Raw genomic sequence first — 19,978 nt, 5'->3', positions numbered from 1 at the left:
CGCCATAGGACGAGACCACGTCACCATCCGCGAGGTCTGCCTGCGGGACGGGCTGCAGCTCGAAGACCCGATTCCCTTGTCCGCCAAGCTGGAACTGTTGGAGGCCATCGTCGCCACCGGGGTGCGGGAGATCGAGGCGACGGCCTTCGTGTCACCGTCGAAGGTTCCCGCACTCGCCGACGCCGCCGCTCTGGCTGCCGAACTGCCACGATTCGAGGGCGTCGAGTTCTCAGCGTTGGTGGCTGGTCCCGGCGGTGCGGGGCGGGCGATCTCGGCAGGCATGCGGTCGCTGGAATACGTGGTGTCGGCGGCAGACGGGCACAGCCAAGCCAACGTCGGGCGCTCAGCTGACGAATCGACTCAGTTGATCGCCGACATCGTCGGGATCGCCCGCGACGGCGGGGCAAGTGTCGAAGTGATCATCGCGACGGCCTGGGACTGCCCGTTCGACGGCCCGACCGATCCAGCCCGGGTGGTCGAGATTGCCTCTGCAGCACGGTTGTTCGGTGCCGATCGGGTCGCCATCGCGGACACCATCGGCACTACCACCCCGCGGCGGACCGCCGACCTGGTCGCCAAGGTACGCCCGGTGATCGGAGATCTGCCGCTCGGCGCGCACTTCCACAACACCAGGGGTGCCGGCCTGGCCAGCGCCTACGCCGCGGTGCGGGCGGGTGTGACCCGGCTGGACTCTTCGGTCGGCGGGTTGGGCGGGTGTCCCTTCGCTCCGGGGGCCACCGGCAACATCGCCACCGAAGATCTCGTCTACCTGCTGCGCGACAGCGAGATCGGTACCGACGTCGACCTGGATCGGGCAATCGATGCGGCGCGGGTTGCGCAGCGCCTCGTCGGCCACGACCTGCCCAGTGCGCTGCTGCGCGCGGGTGACCGGTTGCGCTGACGTGCCCGCCGAGACATTGACGGCCAAGGGCCGTCAAACCCGCGAGGCCCTGGAATCGGCCGCGCGCAAGTTGTTCGCCGAGCGTGGCTTTCACGGCACCACTCTGGCGGACATCACCTCGGCTGCGGGCAAATCGGCGGCAGTGTTCTACCGCTACTTCGATGACAAGGAAGATCTGCTGGCCGGCCTGGCCGAGTCGTTCCTGCACGACATCGTCGCGCCGTCGGGACTGAGCGTCGACCTTCCCGGGTCGGCCGACGACGGAGAGTTCTTCACCTCGGTGGTGACGGGCTACTGGAACCTCTTCAAACAGAACATCGGGATCATGATCGCGGTCGCCCAGCTCGCCGCCACCCAACCCCGATTCGCGCAGGTGCAGAACGAATTTCGGCGCTTCGGCATGGACATGGTGGCAGCCTCGATCCACCGCGCGCAGGACCAGGGCTTCGCCACTGACCTGAACGTCGAACACACGGCGGCGGCGATTGCGCTGCTGTTCGAGAACTTCACCGTGGTGCTGGTCGGCACGCCGAGCGCCGGCCTGCGGATCAGCGATGCCGACGCCATCGCCACACTGTCGACCATCTGGAAGAAGACCTTGTACGGCCGTTAGGAAAGGCAGCACTGTGGATTTCGCACTACCAGAACACCTTCCGGGACTACTGGCGGAGATGGATGCCTTCATCGAGGACCAGATCAAGCCACTCGAGCGCGAGAACATGCAGTTCTTCGACCGGCGACGGGAGTTCGCCCGGACCGACCTGGAGAACGGTGGCGTGCCGACCCGGGAATGGGAAGACCTGCTCGACGAGATGCGGCGGCGCGCCGATGCGGCGGGATGGTTGCGCTACGGGCTGCCCAGTGAGTTCGGCGGCCGCGACGGCAGCAACCTGGACATGGCCGTCATTCGCGAACACCTGGCGCACAAGGGCCTTGGCCTGCACAACGATCTGCAGGACGAGTCCTCGATCGTCGGAAATTTTCCGCAGGCGATCATGATGAGCCGGTTCGGCACCGAGGCCCAGAAAACCGAATGGGTCGAAGCGATGATCACCGGCCGGCGGTCGATGGCGTTCGGCCTGACCGAGCCCGACCACGGCAGCGACGCGACCTGGCTCGAAACCACGGCCGTCAAGGACGGTGACGGCTGGATCATCAACGGCCGCAAACGCTGGAATACCGGGGTGCACCGCGCCACCCACGACCTGATCTTCGCTCGGACGTCGGGAGAAGCCGGTCACGCGGTTGGCATCACCGCGTTCCTGGTGCCCACCGACGCGCCAGGATTCACCGTCCCCTTCTACTGGTGGACCTTCAACATGCCTAGCGACCACGGCGAGGTAGAGCTCACGGACGTCCGGGTGCCCGACGATGCGGTGCTCGGCGCGGTGGACCACGGACTGGAGGTCGGCCAGACCTTCCTGCACGAGAACCGGATTCGGCAGGCCGCCAGCAGCCTGGGTGCAGCGCAGTACTGCATCGACCGGGCCGCGGGCTACGCCGGCGAACGCATCGTCTTCGGCAAGCCGCTGTCGGTGAACCAGGCCGTGCAGTGGCCGCTGGCCGAGTTGCAGACCGAAGCCCAAATGGTCCGTCTCCTGGTGTATTACACCGCCTGGCACCTCGACCGGGATCACCACATGGAAGTCTCGGACAAGGTGTCGATGGCCAACTACCGGGCCAACAGGCTGGTGTGCGAAGCGGCCGACCGCGCGATGCAGATTCACGGCGGTATCGGATACAGCCGTCATGAGCCGTTCGAACATATTTACCGGCATCACCGGCGTTATCGGATCACCGAAGGCGCCGAAGAGATCCAGATCCGCCGGGTAGCGCAGCGGATGCTCAAGTTCGGCAAACGGTAGATGGAGGCATCGGCGATCGCTGCGGTACTGAAACCGGTACTGGGTGAGGTCAGCATCGAGCAGCTGCGCGTGTTGACCGGTGGCGCCAGCCGGACAACGTGGGCCTTCTCCGCAGTGACCGCTGAGGACAGCCGTGCACTGATCTTGCGGGTCGGCCCACCCGATGAGCCCCATGCCGGCATGGAGTTGGAGGCTGCCGCGTCGTCCCGCGCAGCCGACGCGGGAGCGCCGGTCCCCCAGGTGCTCGCGGCCAGCAATTCGGTTGCGGCCCTGGGCAGTCCATTTTTGATATGCGACTTCGTACCCGGCGAGACGATCGTGCGTAAGATCCAGCGGGCACTCGACGACGACGGCAGCGCCACGCTTCTGTGGCAATGCGCCCAGGCGCTGGCCGCCGTTCACCGTGCCGACCCCGCTGGAATCGACCTGTCCCCCAACGACCAACTCGCCGACTGGCGGCAGCAGCTCGACGAGATGGGCGACACCACAGCGGTATTCGAGTGGGCGTTCCGGTGGTTGGAGCGCAATCGGCGGACGGAAACCGAAGGGCCGGTCCTGGTGCACGGGGACTTCCGGATGGGCAACCTGATTGTCGACGCAAACGGGCTGGCCGCCGTGCTCGACTGGGAACTCACCCACCTGGGATCCCGCACCGAGGATCTGGCCTGGTTCTGCATCAGGGCCTGGCGCTTCGGTGCACCCCGTCGCCTCGACGCCGGTGGACTCGGCAATATCGACGACTTCGTGACCGCCTACGAACAGGCTGCCGCAGTCACCGTGGACCGCAATGACTTCCACTGGTGGTTGGTGATGGCCACGCTGCGCTGGGGCATCATCTGCCGGTACCAGGCGCAGCGTCACCTGTCAGGTCAGAGTCGTTCGGTGGAGTTGGCTGCCATCGGGCGCCGGGTCTGTGAAACCGAGTGGGATTTGCTCAATCTGCTGGAGGCGCGATGAACCACTACCGCCCCACTGCGACCGAACTCATCGCCGCGGTGGCCGAATTCCTGGAGACCGACGTTCGGACGGCCACCGACGGGGCGCTCAATTTCCACGCCCGAGTCGCCGCGAACGCCCTGCGGATCGTCGAACGCGAACTGCAGCAGAACGGTCCAGAACCCGAGCTGCTCGGCTATCGCGACGAGCAGCAGCTGGCCGGTGCCGTTCGGGCCGGCGACTTCGATGATCGCGCAGACGAATTGAACCCGGCGCTGCGGGCCCTGGTGCGGTACCGCCTGGACGCGGCACATCCCGGTTACCAGAACGAGTAGGCCCATCCGGGCCGATCCGACGACCATACTGTCGTAGCATCGCGAAGGTGGCCGACACTGCGCTGACGATCCTGGTGTATAGCGACAATCCGAACACCCGGGACCGGGTACGCACCGCGCTGGGCCGCCGCATTCACCCCGACCTGCCTGAATTGACCTACCTCGAGGTGGCGACCGCGCCCGTCGTGGTCAACTCGGTCGGCGCCGGCGGCATCGATCTGGCAATCCTGGACGGCGAAGCGACCCCGGTCGGCGGGATGGGGCTGGCCAAACAGCTCAAGGACGAGGTCGAGGACTGCCCACCTATCGTGGTGTTGACCGGCCGGCCAGACGACGCCTGGCTGGCATCGTGGTCACGTGCAGAAGCTGCGGTGCCGCATCCGATCGATCCGATCCGGCTGGGCGAGGCGGTCATAGCCGTGTTGTCCCCCCAGCGCTGACCTCAGCGATACCGCCAAACCCGCGGCACCGGCTGCGCAGAAGGCCGTTCACAGCATCTCAACACGGCGTTAACAGCACGAAATCGCCTGCGGCCGTTGACGCTTCGTATTCTTGACACTGACGCGTGAGATCGCCGAAGTTTCAAGATCATCCTAGCCAAAACGGGCCACCCCGACCGTTAACACGGCTAAGCTGTGGGCCAGCTCACATCGACAGCCCGACCAGGAGCCGCGCGCGGATATGACGAAATCATGAACGTGTACATCCCCATCCTGGTGCTCGGCGTGATCGCGGCAGCGTTCGCGGTGGGTTCGGTCGGCATCGCGGTACTGATCGGTCCGCGCCGGTACAACCGGGCCAAGCTCGAGGCCTACGAATGTGGCATCGAACCGATGGAGCCGGGTTCGCCGGGACACCAGATGACGGGACAACGGTTCCCGGTGAAGTACTACCTGACCGCGATGCTGTTCATCGTCTTCGACATCGAGATCGTCTTCCTGTACCCGTGGGCGGTCTCGTTCGATTCCCTTGGGACATTCGCCCTGGTGGAGATGTTGTTGTTCATGCTGACGGTATTCGTCGCCTACGCCTACGTCTGGCGCCGCGGCGGACTGAACTGGGACTGACGGGCGGACAGATGGGACTGGAAGAACGCTTACCCGGCGGCATTCTGCTGTCCACTGTCGAGAAAGTCGCGGGCTATGTGCGGGCGGGCTCGCTGTGGCCGGCCACTTTCGGACTGGCTTGTTGCGCCATCGAGATGATGGCCACCGCAGGCCCCCGCTTCGACATTGCCCGGTTCGGCATGGAACGGTTCTCCGCGACGCCACGCCAGGCCGATCTGATGATCGTGGCCGGCCGGGTCAGCCAGAAGATGGCCCCGGTGCTCCGCCAGGTCTATGACCAGATGGCCGAACCGAAATGGGTTCTGGCCATGGGGGTCTGCGCATCCTCCGGTGGCATGTTCAACAACTATGCAGTGGTCCAGGGTGTCGACCATGTGGTTCCCGTCGACATCTACCTGCCGGGTTGCCCTCCGCGGCCGGAGATGTTGCTCAACGCAATCCTCAAGCTGCACGCCAAGATTCAAGAGATGCCGTTGGGGGTCAACCGGGCCGAGGCCATCGCCGCCGCCGAAGAGGCTGCGCTGCAGGCCCGCCCGACCATCGAATTGAAAGGACTGCTCAGGTCATGACGGACGGTCCCGTTTCCGAGACTCCCGAGTCGATCGGGACACGGCACGGCATGTTCGGCGTGCGTGGCAGTGGCGACACGTCGGGCTACGGCAAACTGGTTCGCACGGTGGCGCTGCCGGGCAGCTCGCCGCGTCCGTACGGCAGTTATTTCGATGACGTGGTCGATGCCCTCGCACAGGCTCTGGGCCCGGACGGCTTTGCCGCTGCGGTGGAACGCATCGTGGTATTCCGCGACGAGTTGACCGTGGAGGTCCACAGGGAGCACCTACTCGCGGTGTCCCAGGCCCTGCGCGACACCTTGCTCTTCGAGCTGTGCCTGGGAGTGTCCGGCGTGCACTACCCCGACGACACCGGCCGCGAACTGCATGCGGTCTATCCATTGATGTCCATCACGCACAACCAGCGGATCCGGGTGGAGACCACAGCTCCAGACGCTGATCCTCATGTGCCGTCGCTGTTTTCGGTGTACCCGACCACCGACTGGCACGAACGCGAGACCTACGACTTCTTCGGCATAATCTTCGACGGTCACCCCGCACTGACCCGGATCGAGATGCCCGATGACTGGGTTGGACACCCACAGCGCAAGGACTATCCGTTGGGCGGTATCCCGGTCGAGTATCACGGAGCCACGATTCCTCCCCCGGACGAGCGGCGGGCCTACAACTGATGAACGCACACAACGATTCCCAGGACCGGGTGGTTACCGTCGGCGGTCAGGACTGGGAAGAGGTGGTCGCCGCGGCCCGGGAAAGCGCCATCGCCGGCGAACGCATCGTGGTGAACATGGGTCCGCAACATCCGTCCACCCACGGAGTGCTGCGGCTCATCTTGGAGATCGACGGCGAAACCATCACCGAAGCCCGGTGCGGAATCGGCTACCTGCACACCGGCATCGAGAAGAACCTTGAATACCGGAACTGGACCCAGGGTGTCACTTTCGTGACCCGGATGGATTACCTGTCCCCCTTCTTCAATGAGACCGCATACTGCCTCGGCGTGGAGAAGTTACTCGGCGTCACCGACGACATTCCCGAGCGTGCCAACGTGATTCGGGTACTCCTGATGGAGCTCAACCGGATATCCAGCCACCTGGTGGCGCTGGCCACCGGGGGCATGGAACTGGGGTCCATGTCGGCGATGTTCTTCGGATTCCGCGAACGCGAACTGGTGCTGTCAGTCTTCGAGACCATCACCGGGCTGCGGATGAATCACGCCTACATCCGACCCGGTGGCCTGGCCGCCGATCTGCCAGACGAAGCACTGCCCCAGTTACGCGACCTGCTCAAGCTGCTGCCAAAGCGGTTGCGCGACATCGAAGATCTGCTCAATGAGAACTACATCTGGAAGGCCCGGACCCAGGGAGTCGGGTATCTGGACCTGACCGGCTGCATGGCGCTCGGCATCACCGGTCCCGTGCTGCGCTCCACCGGACTGCCGCATGATCTGCGCCGGGCCCAACCCTATTGCGGCTACCAAGACTATGACTTCGACGTCATCACCGAAGATCAGTGCGATGCCTACGGGCGCTACATGATTCGCGTCCGTGAGATGCGCGAGTCGATCAAGATCGTCGAACAATGTGTGGACCGTCTGAAACCCGGCCCGGTGATGATCACCGACAAGAAGCTGGCCTGGCCCGCGGATCTGAAGGTCGGTCCCGACGGTCTGGGCAACTCCAACGAGCACATCGCCAAGATCATGGGCTCGTCGATGGAGGCGCTGATCCACCACTTCAAGCTGGTCACCGAGGGTATCCGGGTGCCGGCCGGGCAGGTGTACGTCGCGGTCGAATCTCCCCGCGGTGAGCTGGGTGTGCACATGGTGTCCGACGGCGGCACGCGGCCCTACCGCGTGCATTACCGTGATCCGTCATTCACAAATCTGCAAGCAGTGGCGGCGATGTGTGAGGGCGCGATGGTGGCCGATGCCATCGCCGCGGTGGCCTCGATCGACCCGGTGATGGGAGGGGTGGACAGATGACTGCCGTGGAGCTCCGCCTCGGTCAACGTCCCGACGAGCCTGGACCGCCGATCGGCGAAGGGCCGCAATCATATTCGGCCGAGGTGACCGCGCAGCTGGCGGCCGACGCGGCGGTGGTGATCGCCAAGTACCCGAATTCCCGATCCGCCCTGTTGCCGCTGCTGCATCTGGTGCAGGCACAGGACGGATACCTCACACCGGCCGGCATATCCTTCTGCGCAGCGCAATTGGACCTCAACCCTGCCGAGGTCACGGCGGTCGCGACCTTCTACTCGATGTACCGTCGCACCCCCACCGGCGATTATCTGGTTGGCGTCTGCACCAACACGCTCTGCGCGGTGATGGGCGGCGATGCGATACTGGACGCACTCGAGGAACACCTCGGCCTGGAGCCCGGCCAGACCACCGACGACGGTCGGGTCACCCTGGAACACATCGAATGTAACGCCGCCTGCGACTACGCACCGGTGATGATGGTCAACTGGGAGTTCTTCGACAACCAAACGCCAAGTTCGGCACGCGATCTCGTCGATGCGCTACAGTCCGGGACGCCGGTCGCCCCGACCCGCGGGGCAACGTTGTGCACGTTCCGCGAGACGGCCCGAATCCTCGCCGGCTTCGCCGATGAGCGGCCGGGCAGCAATGACTCCGACCCCGGCCAGCCGACCCTGGCCGGCCTGCAGGTCGCCAAGGAGCGCGGCATGGAGGCACCAGAATGACGCTGGCGCCGGTGCTGAGTCGCCATTGGGACGAGCCACAATCCTGGACACTGCCGAGCTACCGGCGCCACGGCGGATATCAGGCGCTGCGCAAGGTGCTGACCATGGCGCCCGCAGACGTGATCGCCCTCGTGAAGGACTCCGGGCTGCGCGGGCGCGGCGGTGCTGGCTTCCCCACCGGCACCAAATGGTCGTTCATCTCCCCGGACGACGGCCGTCCCCATTACCTCGTGGTCAACGCCGATGAGTCCGAACCGGGGACGTGCAAAGACATTCCGCTGATGCTGGCGTCACCGCACACACTGGTGGAAGGGGCGATCATCGCGTCGTATGCCATCGGCGCCCGGCACGCGTTCATCTATGTGCGCGGCGAAGTGGTGCCGGTGCTCCGACGGCTCCAGACCGCGGTGGCCGAGGCCTACACGGCCGGCCATCTGGGACACAATATCGCCGGGTCGGGGTTCGACCTCGATCTGGTGGTCCATGCCGGCGCCGGTGCCTACATCTGCGGCGAGGAAACCGCCCTGCTGGACTCGCTCGAAGGACGCCGCGGCCAACCCCGTTTGCGCCCACCGTTTCCCGCGGTGGCGGGCCTGTACGCCTGTCCGACCGTGGTCAACAATGTCGAGTCGATCGCCAGCGTGCCCGCGGTGCTTCGCCGTGGCGCCGGGTGGTTCAAGTCGATGGGCTCGGAGCGCTCGCCAGGGTTCACGCTGTACTCGCTGTCCGGCCATGTGACCCGGCCCGGACAGTACGAAGCACCACTGGGCGTCACCCTGCGTGAACTACTGGAGTACGCGGGCGGCGTGCGGACTGGTCATCAGTTGAAGTTCTGGACGCCGGGCGGGTCGTCCACCCCGATGCTGACACCCGAACACCTTGATGTGCCATTGGATTACGAGGGTATGGCAGGTATCGGGTCGATGCTGGGCACCAAGGCGCTGCAGATTTTCGACGAAACGACCTGTGTGGTGCGGGCCGTGCGGCGGTGGACGCAGTTCTATGCCCACGAGTCGTGCGGCAAGTGCACGCCCTGCCGCGAAGGCACCTATTGGCTGGCCCAGATCTACGCACGACTGGAAAGCGGTCAGGCCCAGCCATCCGATCTGGACAAGCTGCTGGACATCTCCGACGCCATCCTGGGCAAGTCGTTCTGCGCGCTCGGTGATGGCGCGGCCAGCCCGATCATCTCCTCGCTCAAGTATTTCCGCGCGGAGTACGAGGCACACCTGGACGGTGGGTGCCCATTCGATCCGCACGCCTCGACCGTCTTCGCCACCGAGGAGGTCGGCGCATGACTCCAGTTCCCCCGCGAGCAGACATACATGTACCGAAATACCCGGCGTGTCGGGAGTATTTGCGTCTGCTCGCGGAAGAAAAGGGGGTTCGCGCGTGACGCTGGCCGAGTCGGAGAAGGACACCGCCGTCGAGATGGTGACGCTGACCATCGACGACCAGCAGATCAGTGTGCCCAAGGGCACCTTGGTCATTCGCGCTGCTGAATTGATGGGCATTCAGATCCCCCGGTTCTGCGATCATCCACTACTCGATCCGGTGGGCGCCTGCCGACAGTGCCTGGTCGAGGTCGAGGGGCAACGTAAGCCGTTGGCGTCGTGCACCACCACCGTGTCCCCCGACATGGTGGTGCGCACCCAACTGACCTCGGAGGCCGCCGACAAGGCCCAGCACGGCGTCATGGAGCTGCTGCTGATCAACCACCCATTGGACTGCCCGGTATGCGACAAGGGCGGCGAGTGCCCCTTGCAGAACCAAGCAATGTCCAACGGCCGCACCGATTCCCGATTCGACGATGTCAAACGCACCTATCCGAAACCGATCAACCTGTCAGCCCAGGTGCTGCTCGACCGGGAACGCTGTGTGCTGTGCGCGCGATGCACCCGGTTCTCCGATCAGGTGGCCGGCGACCCGTTCATCGAACTGCTCGAACGTGGTGCCCTGCAACAGGTCGGCATCGCGAACGATGCCCCGTTCGACTCGTACTTCTCCGGCAATACCGTGCAGATCTGTCCGGTCGGCGCGCTGACCGGGACCGCCTACCGATTCCGGGCCCGCCCGTTCGACCTGGTGTCCTCGCCCAGCGTCTGCGAGCACTGCGCCTCCGGCTGCGCGCAACGCACCGACCACCGGCGGGGAAAGGTGCTGCGGCGCCTGGCCGGCGACGACCCCGAAGTCAATGAGGAATGGAACTGCGACAAGGGTCGCTGGGCATTCACGTACACCGGGGCCGACGACCGCATCACGACGCCGCTACTGCGCGACGACGACGGGACTCAGCGTCCGGCATCGTGGTCCGAAGCCATCGTGGTGGCCCTGCGCGGCTTGACTACCGCAGGAGCGGGCACCGGCGTCCTCACCGGCGGGCGGCTGACGCTCGAAGACGCCTACGCCTACGCCAAGTTTGCGCGAATAGTCCTGGGCACCAACGATATCGATTTCCGCAGCCGAGCACACAGCCAGGAAGAAGAGCAGTTCCTGGCATCGACCGTCGCCGGACAACCGATGAGCGTCACCTACGCCGATTTGGAAGCGGCCCCAGTCGTGCTGCTGGTGGGATTCGAACCCGAGGACGAGTCTCCGATCGTGTATCTGCGGCTGCGCAAGGCATTCCGCCGCCATGGGCTGAAAGTGGTCGCCGTCGCGCCATTTGCAAGTCGCGGCCTGAGCAATATGGGCGGCACCCTCATCACCGCCGCACCCGGCCGCGAACCCCGGGCCCTTGACGCCATCGAAGTCATGCCGCCCGGTTCGGTGATCCTGGCCGGCGAACGGCTCGCCGGTGTGGCGGGCGGCTTCTCGGCGGTCGCGCACCTGGCTGCCCGCACCGGCGCCCGGATCGGGTGGGTGCCACGCAGGGCCGGTGAGCGCGGCGCGTTGGAGGCCGGCGCGGCGCCGAACCTGTTGCCCGGAGGTCGTCCGCTGGCCGACCCGCAGGCTCGCGCCGAGGTCGCTGCCGCCTGGAGCGTGGACGAATTACCCAGTGCTGCAGGGCGGGACACCGCCGGTATCCTGTCCGCCGCGGCCGACGGCTCTCTGGCCGCATTGCTGATCGCCGGCGTGGACCCGGCCGATCTTCCCGATCCGCAGCTGGCACTGGCCGCGCTCGATGCGGCCGGTTTCGTGGTCAGCCTGGAGATGCGCCGCAGCGCCGTCACCGACCGGGCCGATGTGGTGTTCCCGGTAGCGCCGGTTGCCGAGAAGGCCGGCAGCTTCGTCAACTGGGAAGGCCGACAACGGTCATTCCCCGCAGCACTGTCCCCCAGCGCCACCCCCGACATGCGGGTGCTCGCCGCGCTCGCCGATGAGCTGTGCATCGATCTGGAACTACCCGACGCTGCCACCGTGCGGGCCGAACTCAACGCACTCGGCCCCTGGACCGGTTCGCGGGCGTCGACGCCGACCGTGGACGCCGCTACGGTCGCCTTGCCACCCGGCCAGGTGTCGCTGGCCACCTGGCGGATGTTGTTGGACGACGGTCGACTCCAGGACGGTGAAGCCAGCCTGGCGGCCACCGCCCGTACCGCGGTGGTCCGCATGTCTACCGGCACCGCGGCCCAGATCGGCGCCGGGGATGACGATGCAGTGACCGTCAGTACCGACCGTGGCTCCATCACCCTGCCGTTGAGCATCACCGAGATGCCCGATCAGGTGGCATGGGTGCCGATGAACTCCCCGGGCTCGCACGTATACGAGACATTGGGGCCCGCATCGTTCGTCGCCGTCCGCCGCGGCGGTGATCCGTCGTGAACTATCCCGACCTCAACTCTTTCGGCCACGACCCGTGGTGGCTGGTCATCGCCAAAGCCCTTGGCATCTTTGTGTTTCTGTTGTTGACGGTGCTCGTCGCCATTCTCGTCGAACGCAAGGTCCTGGGCCGGATGCAGATGCGGTTCGGCCCCAACCGGGTCGGCCCGTACGGGCTGCTGCAATCCCTGGCCGACGGCATCAAGCTCGCCCTCAAGGAGGGTCTGATCCCCTCGGGCGTCGACAAGCCGATCTACTTGTTGGCCCCGGTGATCGCGGTCATCCCCGCGGTCATGGCTTTCGCAGTCATTCCGTTGGGCCCGCTGGTCAGCGTGTTCGGGCACCGGACTCCCTTGCAGCTCACCGATCTTCCGGTGGCAGTTCTGTACGTACTGGCCGTTACCTCCATCGGGGTGTACGGAATCGTGTTGGCCGGCTGGGCATCCGGGTCGACCTACCCGCTGCTGGGCGGTCTACGGTCCAGCGCCCAGGTGATCTCCTACGAGATCGCTATGGCGCTGTCGTTCGCCTCGGTGTTCCTGCTCGCGGGCACCATGTCGACGTCACAGATCGTCTCGGCCCAGCAGGGTCGTTGGTATGTGTTCCTGCTGCTTCCGTCATTCCTTATCTATGTCACCTCGATGGTCGGCGAAACCAACCGTGCGCCTTTCGATCTGCCCGAAGCTGAGGGCGAACTGGTGGGTGGCTTCCACACCGAGTACTCGTCGCTGAAATTCGCGATGTTCATGCTCGCCGAGTACGTCAACATGACCACGGTGTCTGCGCTGGCCACCACACTGTTCCTGGGCGGCTGGCAGGCGCCGTGGCCGTTGAGTCTGATTCCCGGCGCCAATACCGGGTGGTGGCCACTGCTGTGGTTCATCGGCAAGGTGTGGACCTTCATGTTCCTCTACATGTGGCTGCGCGCCACCTTGCCCCGGTTGCGCTACGACCAGTTCATGTCGCTGGGCTGGAAGGTGCTCATTCCGATCTCCTTGGTGTGGATCATGACGGTGGCGGTCGTGCGTGCGCGAATCGAGGGCCATCCCACGTGGACCATGGCGCTCGTGGCGGGCGGCTTCGTCGTGGCGGTGGTGATCGGCGAACGACTGTGGTCCTCGTTGCGCCACCGTCGCATTCCCCCCGAGCCGGCACCGACCGGCGCCGGTGCGTTCCCGGTCCCGCCGTTGCCGGCCAAGGAGGTAACCAATGCCTGATAGGCCCAAGTTCATCGATGCGATCGCCGGCTTCGGTGTCACGTTCAGGACCATGTTCAAGAAGCCGATCACCGAGCAGTACCCCGAACAACCCGGGCCGGTGGCGCCGCGCTATCACGGACGGCACCAGCTCAACCGGTATGAGGACGGCCTGGAGAAGTGCATCGGATGTGAGCTGTGTGCGTGGGCCTGTCCCGCGGACGCCATCTTCGTCGAAGGCGCGGACAACACCGCGACAGAACGTTTTTCGCCCGGTGAACGCTATGGCCGGGTGTATCAGATCAACTATCTCCGGTGCATCGGCTGCGGGCTGTGCATCGAGGCCTGCCCGACCCGAGCACTGACCATGACCAATGATTACGAGATGGCCGACGACAACCGGGCCGACCTGATCTTCGGCAAGGACAAGCTGCTGGCACCACTGCAGCCCGGGATGACGGCCCCACCGCACGCGATGGCGGCGGAGAGCACCGTCGAGGACTACTACCTCGGCAACATCACCGCTGAAGGTGTCGGCCGACGGGGAGCGGCCGAATGACGACGGTGGGGCGAGCGAAGCGACGGGGTAGGACACCGGGGCGAGCGAAGCGACGGGGGGTGTGAATGTCAACGTATCTGGCAGCCGAGGCACTGCAACGGACGTCAACCGCTGAAGCGGCGGCATTCTGGATTCTGGGCACGGTGGCGGTACTCGGTGCGATCGCGATGGTGGTTGCACCCAAAGCCGTCTACTCCGCGATGTTCCTGGCGTCCACCATGATCAGCCTGGCTGTTCTGTACACAGCCCAGGATGCGGTGTTTCTCGGGGTGGTTCAGGTCGTGGTCTACACCGGCGCGGTGATGATGCTGTTCCTGTTCGTGTTGATGCTCATCGGGGTCGATTCCGCGGACTCTTTGGTGGAAACGATTCAGGGACAACGTATTGCCGCGATCGTCGCCGGTCTCGGGTTCGGCGTGGTGTTGATCGCCGGAATGGGCAACCTCACCATCCAATTCGTCGGACTCGACGATGCCAACGCCGCCGGCAATGTGCAGGGACTGGCGACGCTGATATTCACCCGCTACCTCTGGGCCTTCGAGCTGACCAGCGCACTGTTGATCACCGCGGCGCTCGGAGCGATGGTGCTGGCGCACCGGGAGCGGCTCGATCGGAGGAAAACCCAGCGCGAGTTGTCCGTCGAACGTTTCACCGCAGGTGGCCATCCCACCCCAATGCCCAATCCCGGTGTGTACGCCCGGCACAACGCAGTCGATGTGCCCGCCAGATTGCCCGATGGATCCGATGCTGACATCTCGGTCAGCGCCATCCTGCCGCGACGGACAATGTCCGATGAGGGGAGGTCTCGGTCATGAATCCCGCAAATTACCTGGTGCTGTCGGCGGTACTGTTCACCATCGGCGCGGCAGGGGTTCTGTTGCGGCGCAACGCCATCGTTGTGTTCATGTGCGTCGAGCTGATGTTCAACGCGGCCAACCTGGCGTTCGTCACGTTCTCGCGGATGCATGGCCACCTCGACGGCCAGGTGGTGGCGTTCTTCACCATGGTGGTGGCAGCCTGTGAGGTGGTGGTCGGTCTGGCGATCATCATGGCTATCTTCCGCACCCGGCGTTCGGCATCGGTGGATGCCGCGAACCTGTTGAAGCACTGACCATGACGACCCAGGTATGGCTGCTGATTGCGCTGCCGCTGGCCGGTGCCGCGGTGCTGTTGTTGGGCGGCAAGGCCACCGACAGGTGGGGGCACCTTTTGGGGTGCGCGACCGTGGCGGCTTCGTTCGTTCTCGGCGTGCTGCTGTTTGTCGGGCTGGCCGGCCGGGAACCGGCGGACCGCAGTATCGATGAGCGGATGTTCTCCTGGGTCCCGGTGGCCGAGTTGCACGTCGATTTCGGCTTGCGCGTCGACCCGCTGTCGATCTGCTTCGTACTGCTGATCACCGGCGTGGGATCGTTGATCCACCTGTATTCGGTCGGCTACATGGAGCACGATCCCGCTCGCAGAAGGTTTTTCGCGTATCTGAATCTGTTCGTCGCGGCGATGCTGTTGTTGGTGCTGGCCGACAATTACCTTGGCCTGTACGTCGGTTGGGAAGGCGTCGGCCTGGCGTCGTACCTGCTGATCGGCTTCTGGTCCTACAAGCCGTCCGCGGCGGCCGCCGCCAAGAAGGCCTTTGTGGTCAACCGCGTCGGCGACATCGGTCTGGCACTGGCACTGGCCGCGATGTTCAGCTATGCCGGAACCCTTTCTTACTCAGGTGTTTTCGCCGCCGCGCCAAGTCTGACCAGCGGGCAGGTCACCACGATCGGGCTGCTGCTGTTGCTCGCGGCCTGCGGTAAGTCGGCACAGGTGCCGCTGCAGTCCTGGCTCGGTGACGCCATGGAGGGCCCCACCCCGGTGTCCGCGTTGATCCATGCGGCGACCATGGTCACCGCGGGTGTGTACCTGGTCGTCCGGTCGGCGCCGCTGTTCAACGAATCCCCCGACGCCCGACTGGCCGTAGCGATCGTCGGCGCCGTCACCTTGTTGTTCGGTGCGGTGATCGGCTGCGCCAAGGACGACATCAAGAAAGCGCTCGCGGCCTCGACCATGAGCCAGATCGGTTACATGATGCTCGCGGCCGGTCTCGGCCCGGCTGGTTACGCGCTGGCGATCCTGCACCTGCTGGCTCACGGATTCTTCAAGGCCGGCCTGTTCCTGGGCGCCGGCTCGGTGATGCACGCGATGAACGACGAGACCGACATGCGACGCTTCGGTGGCCTGCGGACCGCGATGCCGGTCACCTTCGCCTCGTTCGGAATGGGGTACCTGGCGATCATCGGAGTGCCGCCGCTGTCCGGCTTCTTCTCCAAGGACCCGATCATCGAGGCCGCATTCGCCGTCGGCGGCATCCCGGGCCTGTTGTTCGGTGGCGCCGCGCTACTCGGTGCCGGCATCACCGCCTTCTACATGACCCGCGTCATGTTGATGACGTTCTTCGGCGAAAAGCGTTGGCGTACCGACGCCCATCCGCACGAGTCACCGTCGACCATGACCTGGCCGATGGTCATCCTGGCGGCCGGATCCATCGGCGCCGGTGCATTGCTGGCAGTGGGCGGCGCATTGCAGCATTGGCTGGAGCCGGTGGTCGGCCACGCGGAGTCCGAAGCCGGCGTCCCGGCTTGGGTCTTCACCCTGATCACTGTGGCCGTGGTCGCCGGAGGGGTCTGGGTCGCGTACCGGATGTATGGGCAACGTCCGATTCCGGTGACTGCGCCGACCGTGGTTTCCGGCTGGACCACCGCTGCTCGCCAGGACCTGTACGGTGACGCATTCAATGAGCGCGTGCTGATGCTGCCGGGTCAGCGGTTCACCGACGACCTGGTCGATTTCGACGACAACGCCGTCGAGGGGGTCACCCGCACTCTTGCCTCGACGGTGGGCGCAGCCGCCCAATGGTTACGCGGTTGGCAGACCGGGTTCGTCCGCTCGTATGCACTGTCCATGTTGGCCGGAGCGGCATTACTGGTGGCCGCCATTCTCGCGGTGAGGGCGTGGTGACCGGGATGTGGTGGTTGACGACGTTGTGGGCGTTGCCGATGGCCGGTGGCGCCCTGGTGATCCTGCTGCCCTCGTCCGCGAGGAACACGGCCAGATGGGTCGCGTTGGGGACGTCGCTGGTGGTGCTGGCGGTTGCCGTCATGTTGGCCGTCCGGTTCGACCCCACGGGACCGCAGTACCAATTCGTGGAGAACCACAGGTGGATTCCGTCATTCGGCACCGGTTACATCCTCGGGTTGGACGGCATCGCACTGGCATTGGTGGTGCTGACCGCGGTGTTGGTGCCGGTGCTCATCGTGGCCGGCTGGCACGATGGCGGCGAACAGAGCCAGTCATATCTGGCATTGATCCTGGCCGTGCAGTCGATGGTGCTGATATCGCTTGCCGCACTGGATATCCTGCTGTTCTACGTGTTCTTCGAAGCCATGCTGATCCCGATGTACTTCCTGATCGGCGGCTTCGGCGCAGACCGGAAGGCGGCCTCGAAGGCCGCGGTGAAGTTCTTGCTGTACAACCTGTTCGGTGGGTTGATCATGCTGGCCGCAGTGATCGGCCTGTACGTGGCGACGGCCGACAGCCCGGCAATCGGTTCAGGCACCTTCGATTTCCGCGCCATCGTGAGCGCAGTGAGCACCGGGCAACTGCACATCAGCCCGGCGCTGGCCAACGCCCTGTTCGGTGGATTCATGTTCGCCTTCGCGGTGAAGGCGCCGCTGTGGCCGCTGCACCGGTGGCTACCCGATGCCGCAGTGCAGGCGACCCCGGCCACCGCTGTGCTGATGATGGCCGTTGTCGACAAGGTCGGAACATTCGGCATGCTCCGCTACTGCCTACCGCTTTTTCCGACCGCGGCAGTTACCTTCCGGCCGTTGATCATCACGCTGGCGGTGATCGGTATCGTCTACGGTGCGATCGTGGCCATCGGGCAGACCGACGTGATGCGGTTGATCTCCTACACCTCTATCTCGCACTTCGGGTTCATCATTTTGGGTATCTTCGTGATGACCGACCAGGGACAGTCAGGTTCCGCGCTGTACATGGTCAACCACGGAATCTCCACGGCTGCGCTGTTCCTGATCGCCGGATTCCTGGTGGCCCGCAACGGTTCCCGGAACATCTCCGCGTACGGCGGGGTGCAGAAGGTGGCGCCGATAATGGCCGGCTGCTTCCTCGTCGCCGGCCTGGCCACCCTGTCGCTACCCGGGCTGGCGCCGTTCATCAGCGAATTCCTGGTATTGATCGGCACTTTCGTACACTTCCCGGTGTTCGCGGCCACCGCGGCCACCGCATTGGTGCTGTCCGCCATCTACATCTTGTGGATGTACCAGCGGATGATGACCGGACCGGTGTCGGCGGACAACGAGCGCATCGGTGATCTGGTACCACGCGAATTGGCCGTGGTGGTGCCCTTGATCGCGCTGCTACTGGTGCTGGGCATCTACCCGAAACCCGCGCTCGACGTGATCAACCCCGCTGTCGGTCACACGCTGTCCAGCACGGCCCAGGGGTCGCTCCAGTGAAACCACCCTCGATCGAATACGGCCTGCTGTCGCCGATGCTGATCATGCTCGGAATAGCGATCCTCGGTGTGCTGGTGGAGGCGTTCATCCCACGCCCAGCCCGATACCGGACTCAATTGGTCTTGGCCATCGGCGGCCAGATCGCGGCGCTGGCCGCGGTCGGAAGCCAAGCGTTGCACCTGGGTTCGTCGCTGGGCAGGGTCACCGTGGTGGGAGCCGTCGCCGTCGACCGGCCGGCGCTCTTCCTGCAAGGCACCCTGCTACTGATCGGTCCGTTGGCCACTTTGTTGATCGGACAACGCATTCCGGCGGGAGGATTGGTCGCCTTCACCGCCCAGGCCTCGTCGGTGCCCGGCAGCGCCACCGAGAAGGCCGCCAACGACGCAGGCATCATGCAGACCGAGGTGTTCCCGTTGGCGATGTTCGCCCTCACCGGGATGATGCTGTTCGGCGCTGCCGATGATCTGCTGGCACTGTTCGTCGCGTTGGAAGTGCTGTCGCTGCCGCTGTATCTGATGTGCGGGCTGGCCCGGCGGCGACGGCTGCTGTCACAGGAGGCATCGCTCAAATATTTTCTGCTGGGCGCGTTTTCATCAGCGTTCTTCCTGTTCGGCATCGCCATGTTGTATGGCTACTCGGGCACCCTGAGCCTGACCGGGATTGCGTCTACCACCGGTTCGCGAGCCATGGCACTGGTGGGCATCGCACTGCTGTCGGTGGGTCTGTTGTTCAAAGTCGGTGCGGTGCCGTTCCATTCGTGGCTGCCGGATGTATATCAGGGCGCACCAACGCCGGTCACCGCCTTCATGGCAGCGGCGACCAAGATCGCAGCCTTCGGCGCGCTGTTGCGGGTCTTCTACGTCGCGTTGCCCGGACTGGCGGCCGACTGGCGCCCGGTATTGTCCGTGATCGCTGTGCTGACCATGGTCGTGGGTACCGTGACGGCCATTGCACAGCACGACGTCAAACGCATGCTCGCGTATTCGTCGGTGGCCCACACCGGTTTCATCCTGACCGGAGTGGTCGCACTCAACGACAGCGGCCTGTCGGCGTCGCTGTTCTATTTGTTCGCATACGGATTCAGCACACTCGGGGCGTTCGCGGTGGTCAGCGTGGTTCGCGACGCCACCGGCGATGAGGAGACCGACATGCGCCGCTGGGCCGGTCTGGGCCGGCGATACCCGTTCATCGGTGTGGTGTTCTCGTTGTTTCTGTTGGCATTCGCCGGCATCCCGTTGACCAGTGGCTTCGTCAGCAAGTTCGCCGTGTTCAAGGCGGCGGCGGTAGGCGGTGCGGCCCCGCTGGTGGTGGTCGGTGTGATCGCCAGCGCGGTGGCGGCATACTTCTATGTGCGGGTGATCGTGTTGATGTTCTTCACCGAAGCCCCCGCTGATGCTCCCGAAGTACACCTGGGCGCATTGAGCCGAGCCATGATCGTGCTGACGGCGGCGGTAACCCTGCTGTTGGGGGCGCTTCCACAGCCGCTGCTGGATCTGGCTGACAACGCCGACCAGTTTCTGCGCTGAGCGCCGGCCGCCGGCGCGCAGGTCTGGTTCGACGTCGCCGAG

20 protein-coding genes are annotated in these 19,978 nt (G+C 65.0%); all 20 read left to right on the top strand.

Annotation, left to right across the window (positions count from 1 at the left end):
* Window positions 1-4: 4 nt before the first annotated feature.
* The 20 genes from ABIA30_RS20950 (at window position 5) to nuoN (ending at window position 19,936) form a co-directional block, all read left to right on the top strand.
* Window positions 5-901: a hydroxymethylglutaryl-CoA lyase gene (locus ABIA30_RS20950; RefSeq protein ID WP_370069062.1), complete on the top strand. Its 897-nt coding sequence runs from the start codon at window positions 5-7 to the stop codon at window positions 899-901.
* A gap of 1 nt (window position 902) precedes the next feature.
* Window positions 903-1,514: a TetR/AcrR family transcriptional regulator gene (locus ABIA30_RS20945; RefSeq protein ID WP_370068900.1), complete on the top strand. Its 612-nt coding sequence runs from the start codon at window positions 903-905 to the stop codon at window positions 1,512-1,514.
* Window positions 1,515-1,527: 13 nt separating this feature from the next.
* On the top strand, window positions 1,528-2,766 hold the full coding sequence (locus tag ABIA30_RS20940) for an acyl-CoA dehydrogenase family protein (RefSeq protein ID WP_370068898.1): 1,239 nt from the start codon (window positions 1,528-1,530) through the stop codon (window positions 2,764-2,766).
* Window positions 2,767-3,723 carry a phosphotransferase family protein gene (locus tag ABIA30_RS20935; RefSeq protein WP_370068896.1) on the top strand — a complete coding sequence of 319 codons (957 nt, stop codon included), beginning with the start codon at window positions 2,767-2,769 and terminating at the stop codon, window positions 3,721-3,723.
* The gene (locus tag ABIA30_RS20930) at window positions 3,720-4,037 is read left to right on the top strand and encodes a DUF6285 domain-containing protein (RefSeq protein WP_370068894.1); all 318 of its coding nucleotides are present in this window, start codon (window positions 3,720-3,722) and stop codon (window positions 4,035-4,037) included. Before ABIA30_RS20935 ends, ABIA30_RS20930 begins: the two co-directional genes overlap by 4 nt.
* Window positions 4,038-4,084: 47 nt before the next feature.
* Window positions 4,085-4,477 (top strand): hypothetical protein, encoded by a 393-nt coding sequence (locus ABIA30_RS20925; RefSeq protein WP_370068892.1) that lies wholly within the window; start codon window positions 4,085-4,087, stop codon window positions 4,475-4,477.
* A 252-nt stretch (window positions 4,478-4,729) separates the two neighbouring features.
* Window positions 4,730-5,104: an NADH-quinone oxidoreductase subunit A gene (locus ABIA30_RS20920; protein ID WP_370068890.1), complete on the top strand. Its 375-nt coding sequence runs from the start codon at window positions 4,730-4,732 to the stop codon at window positions 5,102-5,104.
* Window positions 5,105-5,115: 11 nt separating this feature from the next.
* The gene (locus ABIA30_RS20915; RefSeq protein WP_370068888.1) at window positions 5,116-5,673 is read left to right on the top strand and encodes an NADH-quinone oxidoreductase subunit B family protein; all 558 of its coding nucleotides are present in this window, start codon (window positions 5,116-5,118) and stop codon (window positions 5,671-5,673) included.
* Window positions 5,670-6,344 (top strand): NADH-quinone oxidoreductase subunit C, encoded by a 675-nt coding sequence (locus ABIA30_RS20910; RefSeq protein ID WP_370068886.1) that lies wholly within the window; start codon window positions 5,670-5,672, stop codon window positions 6,342-6,344. Before ABIA30_RS20915 ends, ABIA30_RS20910 begins: the two co-directional genes overlap by 4 nt.
* The gene (gene nuoD / locus ABIA30_RS20905) at window positions 6,344-7,657 is read left to right on the top strand and encodes an NADH dehydrogenase (quinone) subunit D (RefSeq protein WP_370068884.1); all 1,314 of its coding nucleotides are present in this window, start codon (window positions 6,344-6,346) and stop codon (window positions 7,655-7,657) included. Before ABIA30_RS20910 ends, nuoD begins: the two co-directional genes overlap by 1 nt.
* On the top strand, window positions 7,654-8,376 hold the full coding sequence (gene nuoE, locus ABIA30_RS20900) for an NADH-quinone oxidoreductase subunit NuoE (protein ID WP_370068883.1): 723 nt from the start codon (window positions 7,654-7,656) through the stop codon (window positions 8,374-8,376). The genes nuoD and nuoE overlap by 4 nt, the downstream gene beginning before the upstream one ends.
* Entirely contained in the window at window positions 8,373-9,674 is a 1,302-nt protein-coding gene (gene nuoF, locus ABIA30_RS20895) for an NADH-quinone oxidoreductase subunit NuoF (protein ID WP_370068881.1), read from the top strand. Before nuoE ends, nuoF begins: the two co-directional genes overlap by 4 nt.
* Before the next feature lie 133 nt (window positions 9,675-9,807).
* Window positions 9,808-12,141 carry an NADH-quinone oxidoreductase subunit G gene (locus ABIA30_RS20890; RefSeq protein ID WP_370069060.1) on the top strand — a complete coding sequence of 778 codons (2,334 nt, stop codon included), beginning with the start codon at window positions 9,808-9,810 and terminating at the stop codon, window positions 12,139-12,141.
* Window positions 12,138-13,355, top strand: coding sequence for an NADH-quinone oxidoreductase subunit NuoH (nuoH, locus tag ABIA30_RS20885; protein ID WP_370068879.1), 1,218 nt, complete (start codon window positions 12,138-12,140; stop codon window positions 13,353-13,355). The genes ABIA30_RS20890 and nuoH overlap by 4 nt, the downstream gene beginning before the upstream one ends.
* Window positions 13,348-13,893: an NADH-quinone oxidoreductase subunit NuoI gene (gene nuoI, locus ABIA30_RS20880; RefSeq protein WP_370068877.1), complete on the top strand. Its 546-nt coding sequence runs from the start codon at window positions 13,348-13,350 to the stop codon at window positions 13,891-13,893. Before nuoH ends, nuoI begins: the two co-directional genes overlap by 8 nt.
* Before the next feature lie 65 nt (window positions 13,894-13,958).
* Window positions 13,959-14,708, top strand: coding sequence for an NADH-quinone oxidoreductase subunit J (locus ABIA30_RS20875; RefSeq protein ID WP_370068875.1), 750 nt, complete (start codon window positions 13,959-13,961; stop codon window positions 14,706-14,708).
* A complete protein-coding gene (nuoK, locus tag ABIA30_RS20870) occupies window positions 14,705-15,004 on the top strand; it encodes an NADH-quinone oxidoreductase subunit NuoK (RefSeq protein ID WP_370068873.1) in 300 nt (99 codons plus the stop codon). Before ABIA30_RS20875 ends, nuoK begins: the two co-directional genes overlap by 4 nt.
* A gap of 2 nt (window positions 15,005-15,006) precedes the next feature.
* Window positions 15,007-16,890 carry an NADH-quinone oxidoreductase subunit L gene (gene nuoL / locus ABIA30_RS20865; RefSeq protein ID WP_370068871.1) on the top strand — a complete coding sequence of 628 codons (1,884 nt, stop codon included), beginning with the start codon at window positions 15,007-15,009 and terminating at the stop codon, window positions 16,888-16,890.
* 5 nt (window positions 16,891-16,895) lie between these two features.
* Window positions 16,896-18,410, top strand: a complete 1,515-nt coding sequence (locus tag ABIA30_RS20860; RefSeq protein WP_370069058.1) for an NADH-quinone oxidoreductase subunit M — start codon at window positions 16,896-16,898, stop codon at window positions 18,408-18,410.
* 35 nt (window positions 18,411-18,445) lie between these two features.
* On the top strand, window positions 18,446-19,936 hold the full coding sequence (gene nuoN, locus ABIA30_RS20855) for an NADH-quinone oxidoreductase subunit NuoN (protein ID WP_370069056.1): 1,491 nt from the start codon (window positions 18,446-18,448) through the stop codon (window positions 19,934-19,936).
* Window positions 19,937-19,978: the final 42 nt, after the last annotated feature.

The organism is Mycobacterium sp. MAA66 (genome assembly GCF_041261665.1).
GTDB lineage: Bacteria > Actinomycetota > Actinomycetes > Mycobacteriales > Mycobacteriaceae > Mycobacterium.
The sequence above is the reverse complement of the archived record's forward strand: the minus strand, read 5'-3'. Positions and strand labels throughout refer to the sequence as shown.

What these genes read in the sequence shown, in the direction of transcription:
- ABIA30_RS20915 (WP_370068888.1), top strand. Translation starts at nt 5,116, where the DNA reads ATGGGACTGGAAGAACGCTTACCCGGCGGCATTCTGCTGTCCACTGTC.
- nuoL (WP_370068871.1), top strand. Translation starts at nt 15,007, where the DNA reads ATGACGACCCAGGTATGGCTGCTGATTGCGCTGCCGCTGGCCGGTGCC.
- nuoD (WP_370068884.1), top strand. Translation starts at nt 6,344, where the DNA reads ATGAACGCACACAACGATTCCCAGGACCGGGTGGTTACCGTCGGCGGT.
- nuoE (WP_370068883.1), top strand. Translation starts at nt 7,654, where the DNA reads ATGACTGCCGTGGAGCTCCGCCTCGGTCAACGTCCCGACGAGCCTGGA.
- nuoK (WP_370068873.1), top strand. Translation starts at nt 14,705, where the DNA reads ATGAATCCCGCAAATTACCTGGTGCTGTCGGCGGTACTGTTCACCATC.
- ABIA30_RS20920 (WP_370068890.1), top strand. Translation starts at nt 4,730, where the DNA reads ATGAACGTGTACATCCCCATCCTGGTGCTCGGCGTGATCGCGGCAGCG.
- ABIA30_RS20910 (WP_370068886.1), top strand. Translation starts at nt 5,670, where the DNA reads ATGACGGACGGTCCCGTTTCCGAGACTCCCGAGTCGATCGGGACACGG.
- nuoI (WP_370068877.1), top strand. Translation starts at nt 13,348, where the DNA reads ATGCCTGATAGGCCCAAGTTCATCGATGCGATCGCCGGCTTCGGTGTC.
- nuoF (WP_370068881.1), top strand. Translation starts at nt 8,373, where the DNA reads ATGACGCTGGCGCCGGTGCTGAGTCGCCATTGGGACGAGCCACAATCC.
- ABIA30_RS20875 (WP_370068875.1), top strand. Translation starts at nt 13,959, where the DNA reads ATGTCAACGTATCTGGCAGCCGAGGCACTGCAACGGACGTCAACCGCT.
- nuoN (WP_370069056.1), top strand. Translation starts at nt 18,446, where the DNA reads ATGCTGATCATGCTCGGAATAGCGATCCTCGGTGTGCTGGTGGAGGCG.
- ABIA30_RS20890 (WP_370069060.1), top strand. Translation starts at nt 9,808, where the DNA reads ATGGTGACGCTGACCATCGACGACCAGCAGATCAGTGTGCCCAAGGGC.
- ABIA30_RS20935 (WP_370068896.1), top strand. Translation starts at nt 2,767, where the DNA reads ATGGAGGCATCGGCGATCGCTGCGGTACTGAAACCGGTACTGGGTGAG.
- ABIA30_RS20860 (WP_370069058.1), top strand. Translation starts at nt 16,896, where the DNA reads ATGTGGTGGTTGACGACGTTGTGGGCGTTGCCGATGGCCGGTGGCGCC.
- ABIA30_RS20930 (WP_370068894.1), top strand. Translation starts at nt 3,720, where the DNA reads ATGAACCACTACCGCCCCACTGCGACCGAACTCATCGCCGCGGTGGCC.